Annotated in this window: 13 protein-coding genes and 1 pseudogene; 4 read left to right on the top strand and 10 right to left on the bottom strand. The window is 66.4% G+C overall.

Going from position 1 to position 16,378, the window contains the following annotated elements; all coding sequences use genetic code 11:
* Positions 1–26: 26 nt before the first annotated feature.
* The 10 genes and pseudogenes from HL658_RS14995 to HL658_RS14955 form a co-directional block, all read right to left on the bottom strand.
* On the bottom strand, positions 27–1,250 hold the full coding sequence (locus HL658_RS14995) for a MalY/PatB family protein (RefSeq protein ID WP_211109745.1): 1,224 nt from the start codon (positions 1,248–1,250) through the stop codon (positions 27–29).
* Positions 1,251–1,290: 40 nt separating this feature from the next.
* Complete coding sequence (locus tag HL658_RS14990; protein WP_180282892.1) at positions 1,291–2,883, bottom strand: ABC transporter substrate-binding protein; 1,593 nt, start codon at positions 2,881–2,883, stop codon at positions 1,291–1,293.
* Positions 2,884–2,917: 34 nt separating this feature from the next.
* On the bottom strand, positions 2,918–3,787 hold the full coding sequence (locus HL658_RS14985; RefSeq protein WP_211109744.1) for an ABC transporter permease: 870 nt from the start codon (positions 3,785–3,787) through the stop codon (positions 2,918–2,920).
* A gap of 1 nt (position 3,788) precedes the next feature.
* Positions 3,789–4,730, bottom strand: coding sequence for an ABC transporter permease (locus tag HL658_RS14980; RefSeq protein ID WP_180282890.1), 942 nt, complete (start codon positions 4,728–4,730; stop codon positions 3,789–3,791).
* Between the two features lie 55 nt (positions 4,731–4,785).
* Complete coding sequence (locus tag HL658_RS14975; RefSeq protein WP_180282889.1) at positions 4,786–6,636, bottom strand: ABC transporter ATP-binding protein; 1,851 nt, start codon at positions 6,634–6,636, stop codon at positions 4,786–4,788.
* Positions 6,637–6,922: 286 nt separating this feature from the next.
* On the bottom strand, positions 6,923–9,238 hold the full coding sequence (locus tag HL658_RS14970) for a methyl-accepting chemotaxis protein (RefSeq protein ID WP_180282888.1): 2,316 nt from the start codon (positions 9,236–9,238) through the stop codon (positions 6,923–6,925).
* Complete coding sequence (locus tag HL658_RS14965) at positions 9,235–9,684, bottom strand: hypothetical protein (protein WP_180282887.1); 450 nt, start codon at positions 9,682–9,684, stop codon at positions 9,235–9,237. Before HL658_RS14965 ends, HL658_RS14970 begins: the two co-directional genes overlap by 4 nt.
* Before the next feature lie 111 nt (positions 9,685–9,795).
* Entirely contained in the window at positions 9,796–9,918 is a 123-nt protein-coding gene (locus HL658_RS38195) for a hypothetical protein (RefSeq protein ID WP_425485340.1), read from the bottom strand.
* A 77-nt stretch (positions 9,919–9,995) separates the two neighbouring features.
* Positions 9,996–10,055 (bottom strand): annotated as a pseudogene (locus HL658_RS38190) (hypothetical protein); the annotation flags it as partial.
* Complete coding sequence (locus HL658_RS14955; protein WP_180282885.1) at positions 10,055–10,378, bottom strand: ATP-binding cassette domain-containing protein; 324 nt, start codon at positions 10,376–10,378, stop codon at positions 10,055–10,057. The pseudogene HL658_RS38190 and the gene HL658_RS14955, both read right to left, overlap by 1 nt.
* Before the next feature lie 375 nt (positions 10,379–10,753).
* Between HL658_RS14955 and HL658_RS14950 the strand changes: the two genes are divergently transcribed.
* From HL658_RS14950 to HL658_RS14935, 4 genes are all read left to right on the top strand, one after another.
* A complete protein-coding gene (locus HL658_RS14950; RefSeq protein WP_180282884.1) occupies positions 10,754–11,761 on the top strand; it encodes an AAA family ATPase in 1,008 nt (335 codons plus the stop codon).
* A complete protein-coding gene (locus HL658_RS14945; RefSeq protein ID WP_180282883.1) occupies positions 11,748–12,605 on the top strand; it encodes a ParB/RepB/Spo0J family partition protein in 858 nt (285 codons plus the stop codon). Before HL658_RS14950 ends, HL658_RS14945 begins: the two co-directional genes overlap by 14 nt.
* Positions 12,606–12,880: 275 nt before the next feature.
* Positions 12,881–14,788 (top strand): ATP-binding protein, encoded by a 1,908-nt coding sequence (locus tag HL658_RS14940; RefSeq protein WP_180282882.1) that lies wholly within the window; start codon positions 12,881–12,883, stop codon positions 14,786–14,788.
* A gap of 1 nt (position 14,789) precedes the next feature.
* A complete protein-coding gene (locus tag HL658_RS14935) occupies positions 14,790–16,145 on the top strand; it encodes a sigma-54-dependent transcriptional regulator (RefSeq protein WP_180282881.1) in 1,356 nt (451 codons plus the stop codon).
* The last annotated feature ends 233 nt before the right edge of the window (positions 16,146–16,378 follow it).

Below are 16,378 nucleotides of genomic sequence, written 5' to 3'. Positions count from 1 at the left end.
TTCTCCGTAAAACGGAACAACTTCTTTTATCGATGTCTTATTGCTTGTCGCATCCGGTCGAGAATTTCGTCGATGATGGTCGTCGACGTCGCAAAATTCATCCGGACGAAGGGCGAGGATTGCGGATCGAACGTTTGGCCGGCGCTGAACGCCACCTTTGCTTGGTGCAGAAAGAAGTCTCCGGCCGGCCGGTCCAACGCCATCGCCGAACAATCCAGCCAGGCCAGATAGGTCGCCTGCGGCGGATGAAGCCTGATCTCCGGCATCTCCGCACGCAGAACCGCACAGACGTAGTCCCGCATCCCTTGCAGATGGGCCAGCACGGCCTCGAACCACTCCTGTCCGTCCCGCCACGCGGCCAGCGTCGCCTCGATGCCGACGATGCCGCATTGACCCAACAATCTGGGATGCACCACCGCCGTGAACCGCTCCAGCAGCGCGCGCGACCCGAAATGCATCACCGCACAGCGAACACCGGGGATGCCGAAGCTCTTGGTCGCCGACTGGAGCGTGACGGTCCGCCGGGAAACCTCCGGCCCCAGCGAGGCGAACGGAATATGGACACGGCCGTCATAGACGATGTCCGCATGGATTTCGTCGGCGACGACGATCAGATCGTTGCGGACCACATGGTCGGCCAGTTCGGACAGCTCCTTCCTGCCGAGCATCCTGCCGGTCGGGTTGTGCGGATTGCACAGGATCAGCAGTTTCGCAGGCGGTCGTGGGTCTTGCGAAAACCAGCCCAGGTCCCAGCCATATCCGCCCGGACCAGGATTGGCGGGCCACGCGAGGACTTGCCGTCCGGTGTCTTCGATCGCGCCCCTGAACGGGGGATAGGTGGGAACCTGGACAGCGACGCCCTCCCCTTTCCGGGTGAGAGCCGTCACCGCCGCGTAGAGGGCCTGCACGAGATCGGTGACGACCAGCGTGCAATCGGGATCGACCGACCAGGCGTACCGTTTTTCCATCCGCTCCGCGAAGGCATCGGCGACCAGACGGTCGGGCGGCCGGCTCCGACGCAAGGGATAGTGAAAGGCACCCGCCGCCGACAGACCAGCCACGGCCCGGCGGATCGGATCGGCCATGTCGAAATCCATATCGGCAACCCAGCAAGGAAGGACCGAAGGATCGTAGCGATCCCATTTGAGCGAGCCCCGACGGCGCAAGGCGCTTTCGGACAGGAGAAAACTCTGCCCTGTGGACCCTGCGGCGTCGGTGACGCACACCGTGGCCTCTCGATTCCCGATCATCGTTCCGCCTCTCGCTTGTCCCCTGATTCCCGGACGGGACTCAGCCCACCTTGATATTCCAGGCCAGGGGTAGCGGCGCCTTCAGCATGCCGGTCACGGTGCGCCGCCGGGCGGACGGTGTCTGGAACTGCCCCAGCGGCACGAAGGGCACCGTCTCGAAGGCGCGCGCCTCGATCTTGCGGACGATCGCGCCCTGGCCCTGCGGATCCGCGGACATCCAGTCGTCGCGCAGCTGCTCGATCACCGGATCGGTCGGCCAGCCCGGCCAGGTCTGCTTGCCGTTGGCGCGAAGCCCGAGATGCGTCGAGGGGTCGAGAATGTCGGTCACGCTGAACCCGGCATGGAAAATCGACCAACCGCCCTTGTCCACCGCCTCCATGCTGGTCCGGCGCTTGTAGAAGGTGCCGAGGTCCATCGCCTGCACCTCGACATTCACCCCCATCCGCTTCAGCAGGTCTTCGGTCACCAGCGAGGCGGCGTGCAGCCAGGAGAGGTCGGTGGCGGTCAGGATCGCCACCTTCTCGCCCTTGTAGGAGGATTTCAGCAGCGCCTTGGCCTTCTCGAAGTTGGCGGCCATCGCCTCCGAGCCGGCGCCGGTGGACATCGTCGTGCCGCAGAAGAAGGTCGACCGGCATTCCGTGTACAGATCGGGCATACCGACCTGGGCCTGCAGGTAATCGACCTGGTTCACCGCCATCTGGATCGCCCGCCGCATCTCCAGACGGTCGAACGGCGGCTGAAGATGGTTGAAGCGGATGACCGTCATATAGCCGAGATCGTCGTAAGCCTCGGTGTTGATGGCCGGATCCTGTTTCAGCAGCGGCAGCAGCGTCAGGTCGGGTCCATGATACCAATCGACCTCGCCGCGCTGGAGCGCCGCCGTCGCCGTCGCGGCGTCCGGGATGATGTGCCACTCCAACCGGTCGACGTGGACCACCTTGCCGCCCGCGGTGCAGTCGGGGGCCTCGTTGCGCGGGACGTAGCCGTCGAACTTCGCGTAGACCGCCCGGCTGCCCGGCACCCACTCGTCGGCCAGGAAGCGGAAGGGGCCGGATCCGATCGCTTCCTTGATCGATACGCTCGGGTCGGTCTGGGCGATCCGTTCCGGCATGATGAAGGGGGCCGGCCCGCCGATCTTGGCCAGCCCCTTGGTCAGCAGGCCGAAGCGCGACTTCAGCCGGAACTCCAGGGTGCGGTCGTCGACGGCACGCAGCTCGTCGGTCAATCCAAAGATGGTCTGGCCCAGCGGATCACGGGCACCCCAGCGCTTCAGGCTGGCGACGCAGTCGCGCGCCAGGACCTTCTCGCCGTCATGGAACCTCAACCCGTCGCGCAGCCGGATCGTCCAGGTCAGCCCGTCGGAAGACTGCTCCGCCCCCTCGGCCATCTGCGGCCGGACCTCGAACCGCCCATTCATCCCGAACAGGGTGTCGTAGATCTGGTAGCCGTGATTGCGAACGGGCTGCCCGCTGGTGACCACCGGATCGATGCCCGAAAGGTTGGACGCCGGCACGACGCGCAAAACGTTCTTCTTCGTCTGGGCGACCGCCGGGGCACTGAGCCCCGCCGACCCCACCAGCGTACCTGCCGCGATCGTCGATCCTGCCAGAAACGCACGCCGGGAAATAGCCATGGCACGATGTCTCCGAATATGGGGGGTTTGCCGGTTACAGCTCTCGCGAGAGGCGCGGATCCAGCAGGTCGCGCAGCCCGTCGCCGATCAGGTTGATGCTGAGGACGGTCAGCGACAGGAAGACCGCCGGGAAGAAGATGATGTTGGGGAACAGCTGGAAATAACTCCGGCCCTCGGCGATGATGCTTCCCCAGGTCGGAACCGACGGCGGTGTGCCGGCGCCGATGAAGCTTAGGATCGATTCCGAAATGATGGCCGAACCACAGATGAAGGTGCCCTGGACGATCAGCGGTGCCAGCGCGTTCGGCGCGATGTGGCGCAGCAGGATGACAAGCGGCGGGGTGCCGATGGCGGTCGCGGCCTCCACATAGGTCTGTTCCCGCAGCGTCAGGACGACGGCGCGGACCAGACGGGTCACCCGCGGCGTCTCGGCGATTGCCAGCGCGATGATCACGTTCTCCACGCTGGCGCGGGTCAGTGCGATCAGGGCGATGGCCAGAAGAATGGCCGGAATCGCCATGAAGGCTTCAAGGATGCGCATGAGGACGGCGTCCACCTGCCGGAAGAAGCCCGTCAACAGTCCGAGCACCAACCCGCCGAGCATCGCGAGTGTCGCCACCGACAGCCCGACCAGAAGGGAAACCCGCCCGCCATACAGCACCCGGCTGTAGAGATCCCGGCCCAGCGCGTCCGTCCCGAACCAGTATAGGGCGGACGGAACCTTCAGCCGCGCCGCCGGTGCCAGCTTCTGCGGATCGCTGGTCCCGAGCCAGGGGGCCAGCAGCGCCGCGGCGACGATCAGCGCCAGAACCAGGGCACCGAAGATCATCGGGCCGTGATGACGCAGGAAGGGACCCCATGTCGAGCCGACGCGCTCGGGCTCGGGGGAGGTGGCCGGAGCCATTTCAGTAGCGGATGCGTGGGTCGAAGATTGCATAGCTGATGTCCACGCAAAGGTTGACGATGATGTAGATGCTGGCGAGCAGCAGGATGACGCCCTGGATCATCGGGTAATCGCGCCGCAGGATCGCGTCGACCAGCAGCCGTCCGACCCCCGGGATCGCGAAGACGGTTTCGGTGACCACGACCCCGCCCAGCAGCAGGGCCACGCCGATGCCCACCACCGTCGCGATCGGCACGGCCGCATTGCGCAAGGCGTGTCGCCAGATGATCGCCCGGTCGCTCAGCCCCTTGGCGCGGGCGGTGCGGATGTAATCCTGTGACAGCACCTCCAGCATGCTGGCCCGGGTGATCCGGGTGATCAGCGCGATGTAGACCATCCCGAGCGACAGCGTCGGCAGGACGAGGTTGGACAGCCATGATCCGACGCCGTTCGACAGCGGCGTGTAGCCCTGCACGGGAAACCAGGCGAGCTTGATGGCGAACACCCAGATCAGCAGATAACCGACCACGAAGACCGGAACCGAAAACCCGAGCACGCTGATGACGAGCGCCATCCGATCCACCGCCCGCCGCGCCCGCCATGCCGCCAAAGCACCCAGCGGCACCGCGACCACCACGGACAGCAGGATGGTCAGCGCACCCAGCGAGAAGGTCGGCTCCAGACGTTGCCCGATCAGGTAGGTGACCGGCAGGTTCGAGAAGATCGACGTGCCCAGGTCGCCCCTCACGAGGTTGAGAAGAAAGATCCCCAACCGAACGTGAAAGGGTTGGTCGAGCCCCAGGGCGACACGGATTCGCTGGACCTCCTCGGGTGTCGCCAAGTCCCCGGCGATGATGGTGGCCGGGTCGCCCGGAGCGAAATACAGAAGGCAGAAGATGATCAGTGCGACGAGGGCGATGACCGGTATGGCGCCGATCAATCGCCGGATTATGAATGCGAGCATGGTTCTTCCCTGTTCCTGTCTGGCCGGCACTCCCTCGGTCGTCAGCTGCCGAAGCTCATGCGGCCCATTCCTCGCCCCATGACTGGACGAGGTGACCCGCCGACACCTCGCGGTATTCGCGTACCGGCGGTATGTAGTCGAGCGCGCGCACCGGGCTCTTGATTTCCGCGTTCGAGATCGACCGCGCCATCCGGCGCCGCGAGGGATCCGGCACCGGGACGGCGGAAATCAGGCGTTTGGTGTAGGGGTGCTGCGGGTTGCCGAAGACCGCGGAGCGTGGTCCGATCTCGACCATCTCGCCCAGATACATCACCGCGACGCGGTGGCTGAGGCGTTCGACCACCGCCATGTCGTGCGAAATGAAGAGGAAGGCCAGCCCCAGACTTGCCTGCAGATCGAGCATCAGGTTGACGACCTGCGCCTTGATCGAAACGTCGAGCGCCGAAACCGCCTCGTCGGCGATGATCAGCTTCGGCTCGACCGCCAACGCGCGTGCGATGCAGATGCGCTGGCGCTGGCCGCCGGAGAATTCGTGCGGATAGCGCGAGGCCATGTCGGGCTTGAGACCCACCCGGACCAACAGGTCCGCCACCTTGTCGCGCGCCTGGGCCCGCGTTCCCATCCGGTTTACCAGGAACGGCTCGGCGATCGCGAAACCAACCTTGATGCGGGGGTTGAGGCTGGCGAAGGGGTCCTGGAAGATCATCTGCATCTTCTTGCGCGCCTCGGACAGGGCGCGCGCGTCGGACGACAGGATATCGGTGCCTTCGACGAGGATCGTTCCCGCTCTCGGCTCGATCAGACGCAGGATCGACCGTCCGGTGGTCGACTTGCCGCACCCGCTTTCCCCGACCAGGGACAGGGTTTCCCCCGGTTGGACGCTGAAGGAGACGTTCTCGACGGCGTGCACGCAGCCGGTCCGCTTGCGCAGAACGCCGGCGCGGATGTCGAAACGGGCCGTCAGGCCGCGCACCTCCAGGACCGGGCGGTCCGCCCGGGCGATGGTGTCCGGCGTTTCCACCGGCGTGTCCGACTCTCCGGTGTTGATATCGACCACGGGAAAGCGCATCGGGCGCCCCCGGCCCGTCATCGACCCCAGTTGCGGAACGGCCGACAGCAGTGCCCGCGTGTAGGGCTTGCACGGGTTGCGGAAGACTTCGGCGGTCTCGCCCGCCTCCACGGCGTTGCCGTGGTACATCACCAGCATGCGGTCGGCGATCTCCGCCACGACGCCCATATCGTGGGTGATGAACAGGACCGACATGCCCTCTTCGGCCTGCAGCATCTTGATGAGTTCGAGCGTCTGCGCCTGGATGGTGACGTCCAGCGCGGTCGTCGGCTCGTCGGCGATCAGCAGCTTCGGCTTGCAGGCCAGCGCCATGGCGATCATGACACGCTGCCGCATGCCGCCGGAAAAGCGGTGGGGATACTCGCCGAGCCGCGATTTGGCGGCAGGAATCCTGACCTTGTCGAACAACCGGACGGTTTCGGCTTCCGCTTCGACCCGGGACAGTCCGCGATGGAGCATCAGCGCCTCGACGATCTGGTACCCGACCGGAAGCACCGGATTGAGGCTCGTCATCGGCTCCTGGAAGATCATGGCAATCTCGTTGCCACGGATCCTGCGCATCTCGTTGTCCGGAAGGCGGAGCAAATCCCGTCCCATCAGGGTGATGGACCCGGCGGTGCGGCTGTTTGTCGGCGGGAGCAGACGCATGATCGACAGAGCCGTGACGCTCTTGCCGGACCCGGATTCCCCGACGATCGCCAGCGTTTCCCGCGGGCGGATGTCGAAGGACAAATTCCTGACCACCGGCTGCCACAGGCCATCCCGCGCAAATGATGTCGTCAGGTTGCGCACGGAAAGAACTGGCTGCTCCAATAGCTCCTCCTTACCGCTATCCATGATTGTCGAACCGGCAAATCAGCCACAGGAGCGCAGCACCCGTCCCTGCGGCCGGCGTTGCCCGCATCGGTCAGTACCAAGAACTCGGGAGATGTTGCCCTTTGCGGGGCTTGTTCATGGGTTGGTCAGATCAGGCGGACTGAACGGCGTGGCGTCACAATCACCCGGCATTGCTGTCAAGCACTGACGATAGCATCGGTCAACGAATGCAGAAAGAACTGTAAGGGTCGATGATCGTTGCCTAGGGGGCAACACCGACACGGGTCGATGCCGGGCGCCGGGCAACTCACCCGGCCCGCATGTGAAGCACCAGGGCATCGACCTCGGAGCCGAGCGATTCCACCTGTTGGGCGACCGTCGCCGACGCGCTGAGGACGCGATCGGCGGATTCTCCCGATTCCGTTGCGGCCTGTGTCACCAGGTCGATGTTGCGGCGGACATGCTGCGTGCCGGTTGCCGCTTCGACCACGTTCCGCGCAATCTCCCGCGTCGCGGCGCCCTGCTCCTCCATCGCGGACGCCACGCTCGCGGCAACCCCGTTGATCTCGCGGATCGCGCCGGCGATGTTGCGGATGGCCTCGACAGCCTCCTCCGTCACCGCCTGCATCGCCTGGATCTGACCGGCGATCTCGTCGGTCGCACGGGCGCTCTGGGTCGCGAGGCTTTTCACCTCCTGGGCCACCACGGCAAAGCCGCGCCCCGCCTCACCCGCCCGGGCGGCCTCGATGGTGGCGTTCAGCGCCAGGAGGTTGGTCTGCTTGGCGATGCGGTTGATCAGTTGAACCACCTCTCCGATCCTCAGCGCCGTCTGCGCCAGACTCTCCACGGTGCGGTCGGTCCGTTCCGCGGCACCGGCCGCCTCGTGGGCAATCCGGCTGGAGGCGGTCAATTGCGCCCCGATCTCCGCGATCGATCCCGACAGTTCCTCAGCGGCGATCGCCACCGCCTTCACGCAACCCTCCGCCTGTTGGGAGGCCGCCGCGGCCGTCGCCGCTTCGCCCGACGTCGTCTGCGCATTGCTGTTCATGCGCTTGGCAACGTCGTCCATCTCGCCGACCGCCCGACTGACCCGATCCAGGACGCTTTTCACCCGCGCCTCGAAGCTCTCGGCCATTTCGACCATTGCCCGTCGGCGTTCCTGGCCGGCACGGGCACGTTCGGATTCGATGCGGGCGCCGGCCTCGGCGGCCTTGTCGGCGGTATCGCGGAACACGATCAGCGCCGTGGCCATCTCCGCAATCTCGTCGCTTCCGCCACTGGGAATCGCCGCGGCCAAATCTCCCCCGGCGATCCGCCGCATCGCCTTCGTCAGCATGTCGAGCCGCCGCACGATCATGCGGCCGACCACGATCCAGGCGAGCAGCCCCGCGGCCACAAGGCTGGCGGCTGCAAAGGCCGCCAGCATCCACCGGCCGGCGACGATCGCCGACATGGCGCCCGCGGCCGCATCGTCCGCTTCCTGCTTCATGGTCGCGATCTGCCGATTGACCGCCAGGGCGAATTGCCGTGCCGCCTCCCGGTTCTCCGCCAGAGCGGTGAGAAGCTCGTGCTCGGACGCGGCAAGCTCGGCCTTGCGCATGGCGAACAGGCTCCGCTCACCGGTTCCGAACGCGATGACCGCGTCGAAGGCCGTGGCGAGTTCGGCGTTCTCACCGTCACGACCGATCATCGCGACGATGGAGGTGACGGCGAAAACCGATTTCCTGAGATTCCCCGCCAGCGCGTCGATCCGGCTTGCCGTCAGCGCCTGTGCGGCCTCGCTCAGGGTTCCGGCCACGACATTTCCATAGGCGGCAAGATCGAGGTAGGCACGAAAGCGCCGCAGCCCCGTCCCTGAAAGCCCGTCCACCATTTCCTTCGATCGTGCACGGATCGACTGCGTCACGCGCTCGATCTCGCCCTTCGGGTCGGCAACGCGGCCGTCACCCTGCCGACGTGTTTCCTCCCGATCCACACCGGGGGCGGCGGCATCGACGGCGTCGGGCCCAAGGGCGACCCTGTTCAAGTCATCCAGATCGTTCTCGTTGGCGGCCCCCAGCGTGGTCCCGAGATCCCTGAGCCGATTGCCTGCCCCGTCGACCAGCGGACGCAGCTTGGAGACGAAGGCGGAATAGTGTCGGGACAGGTCGACCGCAGCCTCCTCCCGCCGCGTGCGAAGCTCGATCCGGCGCGCGGCGGCAGCCCGTTCGGCATCGAGGGTTTCGATCAGTCGTGTTGCCTGCCGGGTGACCTCCTGGACATTCGCATCGTCCGGCCGCTTCTGGGCAAGTCTGCCGACCAGGGCCAACAGCGACTGCCCGCGCGCCTCGATGTCGCTGTAGGCGGTCGCCAGGGTCTCCTGGCTGTCGGCGCCGGCGAGCGTGGGAGCCGCCATCGCGATCGTGCCGCTTTCCCGCGACAACTGCTCCGCCAACTCCATGCCGGGCAGGCTGGTGCCGACGATACGCTCCAGAGGCCCTTGCACGGCGGCGAAGGACAGAAACCCGACGCCACCGGCGGCGATCGTCAACCCTGACAGACAGGCGAACGCCAGAAGCAACTTCGTTCCCACACGGAAACGTCGATCACGCGAACCGACGGCCGATCTGGCGTGCTGGTTCATTGGTACCTACTCCCTTGCTGTTGGCGTGGCAAGAAGATGCGGCAGGCAATATTGTCTTTTTCGGAATCAAGAAATTCGCGCGCCGATCCATATAGAATCCAGCGACAGCCTACAAAATAACTTGCATACTGTTTGAGATAGAGTTCATAAATACTTGACAGCTTAGGAATTTTGCGACATAGGCCGCTTGAATGTTTCGATTCTTTGTCATAATCTCTACGGTAAGCAAGAAAAAATCTAACAGACAGTCCGGCAAATAAGGCGTCTATTTTTTCTCGCAGAGCATTGCCTTCGGGGCAACGCTCGACAGCGCCGGCGTTCAGAGTGCCCGGGTGACCGGCGGTTGGCCAAAGCGCCTGCGGCCATCCTGCGGCGCGGCGATAGCGGCGCGAACGGCGGGTGAGGCCGGGCTTCCCGCTCTCCATGGCGACGGTGACGACGTCCATGCCCCAACCCGCGGCCTCCGAATCTCGTTCAACGCCATATGAGGCGGGAGCGATGCCCGAAGCCGCGGAGGTCGTCGGGCTCGAACCAGCGGGAGGAGCGGAGCTTCCTTGTCATTGCGACGCGGTGACTCCCCCGTCCGGGTAGGCGCCCTGCCCCATCATGTAGCTTCTGGCCGGTGCCGCGAAGGCGATGACCTGGCCCGCCACCTCGATCGTGTCCCCGATGCGACCCAGGGGGTTGCGTTCAAGGATGACGTCGCGGATTTCAGGTTGGTCTGGTAGACGGCGTCGAAGGTCGTCTCGGTCACCTCCATCAGCGTTTGGTCGCGCTGGATGCCGACGCAGGTGACCAGCACCTCGATACCGTCCATCAGCGCCACGGCCTGTTCCGCGTGCCGAGCGCAAGGTTGCGGCGGGCGGTCAGCGCGGGGAACAGGCGCCGGTCATCGGGCGCCCAGCCGATCTCCATCCGTGAAATGCGGTGCGTCGGCGTCCGCGTGATCTCCTGTCCTTCGAAGCGCACCCGACCGGCACGCGGCGGCGACAGGCCGAGAATCGAGCGGCTCGTGGCCGTCTTGCCGGCCCCGTCGAGTCCGAGCAGCGTGACGACCTCGCCGGCACCTACGGTCAGCGGGGCGCCGAACAGCGCCTGCGTTTCGCCGTGGAAGGTTTCGATATGATCGACCTCGAGCATCAGGCCACCTCCCTCAGCGCCCGCGTCGCGTCGGTTCCCAGCCCCCCGGGCACCTACGCCGAGGTGGCGCTGAGTCTCGGCATGGACACCGCGAGCGGGTCTCAGCCAATCTCGGGGGCCGTGGACGCGGACGACCGCAATGGGGTCCCCTGCCCCGGTCATTGCCGTGACCCGCGGGAACTCGGGACCGGCAGAAGCGCCCCGGCCGGTCCTGGTGCGTGAGCCCTCTCCGACGAACGCGATGGTCGGAACGTCATCCGGATTCGGTTTGTCTCCACAGCGGTAGGGGTAGTAGAGGGTTTTCCATGGTTTGCGATTGACAAAGTTGAGGGCGTGACACCAGGATGCGCCCATTCGCAGGAATGGGCGGTGGGCATGGACCGGAAGGATGGAGAGGCGCTGCGTGCGCTTCGGGAGCAGCGTGGCTGGAGCCAGCTTGAACTGGCTCAATGGTTGAACGCGGCGCTGGACCGGAAATACGACAAGGCGCAGTGTTCCCGCTGGGAACGCAGCGCTGAAGCCGTTCCGGTCAAGGTTGCGGAGCTCGTGGCGCATGAACTGCTGGAGAGCCAGCCGCGCAACGCCGTCATCATCGCCTGTGGCAACCAGAAGGGCGGTGTTGCCAAGACCGAGACAGCCACATGCCTCGCCTATCTGCTCCGCGAGCGCGGCGCCCGTGTGCTACTCGTGGACTGCGATTCCCAGGGCAACGCCTCGATCCATGTCGGCTTGACGGCAAGGCGCATCGATGAGCTGGAGGAAACCCGCCGCACCCTGTATTACGCAATGGTCGATGACAAGACCGCGTTCACCGACTTCATCCTCCCGACCGACGAGCCGCGGGTGGATCTGGTGCCCGCCTTCATGAGCCTTGCCGAAGCCGATTTCGAACTTGCGAGCGCCAAAGGTCTGGTCACGATCAAGGAGCGCCTGGCGGAGATTCGCGATCAGTACGACTATGTGATTCTCGACACCGCGCCGAACCTCGGGCTGGTCACCATCGGGGCGTTCGAGGCCGCGGACCTCCTCCTCGTACCGGTCCAGACGGAGGCTTTCGCCCTTCTCGGGCTGAAGAGGCTGATGCAGACGGTCGAGCGGCTTCAACATCGCAAGAACCGGAACCTTCGGGTCCTCGGGCTGCTGCCCACTCTCTTCAGCGCGCGCAACAGCCAGGACCAGGCGAGTCTGGAGGAACTTCAGCGCAACTATGGTTCGCGGTTTCCGATCTTCCCGCCGGTGCCGCGGGCGACTGTGTATGGTCAAGCGGCCGCCGCCGGTGTGTTCACCCTGTCGGTCGGCGGCAAGATACCCGGCCGCGACGCGTTCGAAGACGTGGCGAACGCCGTCCGCCATGCGAAGGAGACCCTCCATGCCACCGCGTAAGCTGCAGCGCCGCACCGAAGAGCTCATCCATGACGGGAGGGATGCAACCGGGTCGACCAGCGTGGGCAGCGTGCTGTTCGGTGACTCCCCCGATCACCCGCGGGCGGTCGAAATCGAGCTGACGGCGATCGAACGCGGCGTTCATCAGCCCCGTCAACGGATCGACGAGGAGGCGCTTCAGGGGTTGGCCGAGAGCATCGCCAAGCAGGGGCTTCTCTATCCCGTGCTGGTGCGGCAGATCGGGCGTGACCGCTACACGCTCATCGGCGGCGAGCGTCGCATGCGCGCTCACGAGATGCTTGGCCGCAGCACCATCTTCGCCATCGTCACAAAGGGCGATCCCGATGAGATCGCGCTGGTGGACAACCTGCAGCGCGAGGAGATGGACGCGCTGGAAATCGCCGACGGTCTTGAAAAGCTGAGGGCCAACCATGGCTACTCCGACGTGGAGCTTTCCAAGGTGGTCGGCCTCCACCGCAACACCGTCGGCCGGGTCCTGCGCATTCGCGATCTGCCCGACGACATCCGGGCCGAATACGCGGCCAGCTTCCGCTCGATACCCCGGTCCATCATGGAGGAGATCGCCGCGACCACGGACAACACCGTCCGGAAGCGGCTGTGGGAGAAGGCCAAGAACGGCGCCAGCGTGAAGGCCATTCAGGAGACGCGCCGATCGATCCGGCAGGACGTGCCCGAGGAACGGCAGCGTCAATCCGCCGTCTCCGCGTCGCTCCGCACTTTGGTGAAGGCCGTTCGGTCCATCCAGGAGAAAAAGGACGTGCTCGACGACGCGCAACGCACCATCCTGAAAGGCTTGCGCGACCAGATCGACACCCTGCTGTGACCCAGTCTGCAAGACGTCTTGCATCGAGTTAAGGTTGTGTCTGGTGAGGAAGACAACAACCTGAGGGCGGTGCAAGATATCTTGCAGCCGGCCGGCTTCGATCCCCTCCCCCGCCCCGCCACCCGCCCTCCCCTGCGCGTGACTTGGCACTGGAAACCAACACCCTGCTCGGCGATGATGCCACGATCATGCGGTCGCGGAGACCGGCCGGCCGGTTCCCAGCCACAGGGGCGAACCGGGTCGGACGCAGGAGACGGCGAGGCGAAGGACGCTCGATGACGCTTGGCTGGCATGTTCCGATGGCTCCGGTCTGGCGCCGGCTTCCGCGCCCGGTCCGTACGCTCGCCCTGTGGTCGGGCGCCCTGCTCGTCGCGGCTGTCGGCGCTGGTTCCGCCGCAGTGTGGAGCGAGCGCAGCAGCATCGACGGGCTGCGCTCGACGGGCGAGCACCGCCTCGCCCTCTATGTCAACAACCTGCAAAGCGCCATCCAGCGGCACGACTATCTGCCGTTCGTGCTGTCGATGAACGCCGACATCCGCGAGCTGCTGCGCCAGCCCGGCGACCACGCCCTGACCGACCGCGTGAACCGGTATCTGGCGACGGTCACGCGAGAGGCGCAATCCGCCACCCTGTTCGTCATGGACGCCGCCGGCTTGACGCTCGCCGCCAGCAATTGGGACACGCCGCAGAGCTTCGTCGACAGCAACTATGGGTTCCGGCCCTATTTCCGGCAGGCGGCGACGCTGGGGCGCGGCAGCTTCTACGCCGTGGGGGTGACCACCGGAACGCCGGGGCACTTCCTGTCGCACGCGGTGTACGACGGCGGCCGCATTGTCGGCGTCGTTGCGGTGAAGGTCAGCCTCGACGGGCTGGAGGAGGCGTGGCGTTTCGGTGCCGAGCGCGTGCTCGTCACCGACGACGCCGGAGTCGTCTTCCTGTCGTCGGAGCCGGCCTGGCGGTTCTCGACTCTGGGCGCGCCATCGCCAGCCGACGCACGACGGATGGACGAGACGCGCCAGTACGCCGGCATCGAGCTGACGCCGCTGCCCGTGCTGGAGCGGCGCGACGTGGATGGGGCCGCGGTCCTGACGATTGAGGATCCGCAAGGGCAGGGGGCTACCGGCTATCTGGCGCAGGCCGTGCCGATTCCCGAGCTGGGTTGGCATGTCCTGGTCCTGTCCGACACGGCACCGGTGCGCGCGGCCGTGCGGGCTGCCGCGTCGGTGGCGGTCTTCGCGGCCGTCTTCCTGCTCCTCGTCGTGCTGTATCTGCGCCAGCGTCGCCGGCGCATCCGCGAGGGGCTGCTGGCCCGCGAGGCGCTGGAGCGGGCCAACACCGAGTTGCGCCGGGCGCGCGACGAGCAGGAAATCCGCATCGCCGAGCGCACCGCCGATCTGCGGTCGGCCAACGATCGGCTGATGCGCGAGGTGGCCGAGCGGGAACGCGCCGAGCGGGTGCTGCGCGAAGCCCAGGACGAGCTGGTCCAGGCCGGCAAGCTTGCCACGCTGGGGCAGATGGCGGCCGGCATCACGCATGAGCTGAACCAGCCTCTGGCCGCGATCCGCACCTTCGCCGACAACGCGGTGGTGCTGGCGGAGCGCGGGCTGCACGACGATCTGCGTGACAATCTCCAACGCATCGGGCAGCTCGTCGCGCGCATGGCCCGCATCACCGGGCAACTCAAGGCATTCGCGCGCAAGACAAAGGCGCGGGCCGAGCCGATCCCGGTCGCGCGCGCCGTCCAGAACGCCCTGATCCTCATCGAGCAACGGCTGCGCCTGGAGAAGGTGGAACTCGACTGCACCCTGCCCGACGGCGAGGTCGATGTGGTGTTCGAGGAGGTGCGGTTGGAGCAGGTGCTGATCAACCTCTACCGCAACGCGCTCGACGCCATGCGTGGCAGCCCGGTTCGGCGGCTGGAGGTGGTGATCGAGGATACGGGCGAACGCGTGCTCATCCGCGTGCGCGACAGCGGGCCCGGCATTCCCGACGACGTGAAACCCCGGATCTTCGAGGCCTTCTTCACCACCAAGGATGCCGGCGGTCTGGGGCTGGGGCTGCCGATCTCCGCCGGCATCGTGCGCGACGCCGGCGGTCAGCTGACCGCCGCCAACCGGGACGGTGGCGGGGCGGAATTCGTGGTCGACCTTGCCCGGGCCGGCGTGCAGAAGGATGCGGCGTGACATGGATGGCTTGAAGGTCCTGCTGGTCGAGGACGAGGAGGATGTGCGGCTCGGCTGCGAGCAGGCGCTCAAGCTCGCCGGCATCGCCGTCGAGGGCTTCGAGAGTGCCGAGGACGCGCGACCGCATCTGGTCCCCGATGTCGCCGGTGTATTGGTCACCGACGTCAAGCTGCCGGGCATGGATGGTCTCGACCTGCTGCGCGCGGCGCGCGTCATCGACCCGGCGCTGCCGGTCGTGCTGGTCACCGGCCATGGTGACGTGGCCATGGCGGTGGGGGCGATGCGCGAGGGAGCCTACGACTTCATCGAAAAGCCCTTCTCGTCCGAGCATCTGGTGGAGGTGGTCCGGCGGGCGCTCGAGAAGCGCCGCCTGGTCCTGGACAACCGCCGGCTGCGCCGTCACATCGGCGGCCGGCAGACCCTGGACGAGTCGATCCGCGGTGTTTCCCCCGCCATGGCGGAGGTCCGCCGTCTGGTCGAACAGCTCGCCGGGACCTCGGCCGATGTGCTGGTGCAGGGCGAGACCGGCACGGGCAAGGAGCTCGTCGCCCGCGCCTTGCATGAACTGAGCCCCCGCCGCGGGCGCAACTTCGTCGCGATCAACTGCGGCGCGTTGCCGGAAAGCGTGTTCGAGAGCGAGATCTTCGGGCACGAGGCCGGGGCCTTCACCGGCGCGATCAAGCGCCGCGTGGGGAAGATCGAACACGCCGACGGTGGCACGCTGTTCCTCGACGAGATCGAGACGATGCCGTTGTCACTTCAGGTCAAGCTGCTGCGCGTGCTGCAGGACCGGCGCGTCGAGCGGCTCGGGTCCAACGACGGGCGCGCCGTCGATTTCCGCGTGGTGGCCGCCACCAAGGAGGACCTGAAGGCCCTGTCCGATGTCCGGAGTTTCCGCGCCGATCTCTATTACAGGCTCAACGTGGCGACCGTGTCGCTTCCTCCCCTGCGCGAGCGGGCCGGCGACGTGCCCGTGCTGTTCGAGCATTTCGTCCTGGATGCCGCCGTCCGCTACGACCGCGATCCGCCGATCCTGTCGCGCGCGCAGATGCAGCTCCTCGCCACCCATGACTGGCCGGGCAACGTGCGTGAGCTGCGCAATGTGGCGGAACGCTGTGTCCTGGGCCTGTTGCGCGAGCCTTTTTCTCCGGGTCGGCCGGATTCCGTCGCGGCGGGCGCGCCGCTGTCCTTGGCCGAGGAACTCGACGCCTTCGAACGCGGCGTGATCGAGCGCGAGCTGTCCCGTTGCCGCGGCGACGTGGCCGCCACCTGCGCCGCCCTTCAGCTTCCCCGCAAGACATTCTATGATAAGTTGCGGAAGCACGGCATCGACCGCATCCGCTTCGCGCCGGATTGACGTGCTTGTGCACCCGCGAAAGCTGTGCCGAATTCCGCACGACCGCCGGTCGGGCGTGCGGAATTCGGCACGCCGCCGCCCGGTCTGGCCGGGGCGAAGGGACCCGGGAGGAAGGATTGCCAACGATCGGTGTGCCTGATTGTGTCTGGCACGGCTTTTGCCCCTGACGTGGCCGGCGGCGCACCCGCGCGCCGCCTCCGGAACCGCCGGTTCCGGACCACGAAAAGGGGAGG

The organism is Azospirillum oleiclasticum (assembly GCF_013423485.1).
GTDB classification, from domain to species: domain Bacteria; phylum Pseudomonadota; class Alphaproteobacteria; order Azospirillales; family Azospirillaceae; genus Azospirillum; species Azospirillum oleiclasticum.
Note: the sequence above shows the minus strand (reverse complement) of the source record. Positions and strands in the feature narration are given on the sequence as shown.

Coding starts and splice junctions, on each gene's coding strand:
- HL658_RS14965 (WP_180282887.1), bottom strand. CDS start 9,684: ATGGACGTCGTCACCGTCGCCATGGAGAGCGGGAAGCCCGGCCTCACC.
- HL658_RS14945 (WP_180282883.1), top strand. CDS start 11,748: ATGCCACCGCGTAAGCTGCAGCGCCGCACCGAAGAGCTCATCCATGAC.
- HL658_RS14985 (WP_211109744.1), bottom strand. CDS start 3,787: ATGGCTCCGGCCACCTCCCCCGAGCCCGAGCGCGTCGGCTCGACATGG.
- HL658_RS14940 (WP_180282882.1), top strand. CDS start 12,881: ATGACGCTTGGCTGGCATGTTCCGATGGCTCCGGTCTGGCGCCGGCTT.
- HL658_RS14935 (WP_180282881.1), top strand. CDS start 14,790: ATGGATGGCTTGAAGGTCCTGCTGGTCGAGGACGAGGAGGATGTGCGG.
- HL658_RS14970 (WP_180282888.1), bottom strand. CDS start 9,238: ATGAACCAGCACGCCAGATCGGCCGTCGGTTCGCGTGATCGACGTTTC.
- HL658_RS14980 (WP_180282890.1), bottom strand. CDS start 4,730: ATGCTCGCATTCATAATCCGGCGATTGATCGGCGCCATACCGGTCATC.
- HL658_RS14955 (WP_180282885.1), bottom strand. CDS start 10,378: ATGCTCGAGGTCGATCATATCGAAACCTTCCACGGCGAAACGCAGGCG.
- HL658_RS14950 (WP_180282884.1), top strand. CDS start 10,754: ATGGACCGGAAGGATGGAGAGGCGCTGCGTGCGCTTCGGGAGCAGCGT.
- HL658_RS14990 (WP_180282892.1), bottom strand. CDS start 2,883: ATGGCTATTTCCCGGCGTGCGTTTCTGGCAGGATCGACGATCGCGGCA.
- HL658_RS14995 (WP_211109745.1), bottom strand. CDS start 1,250: ATGATCGGGAATCGAGAGGCCACGGTGTGCGTCACCGACGCCGCAGGG.
- HL658_RS14975 (WP_180282889.1), bottom strand. CDS start 6,636: ATGGATAGCGGTAAGGAGGAGCTATTGGAGCAGCCAGTTCTTTCCGTG.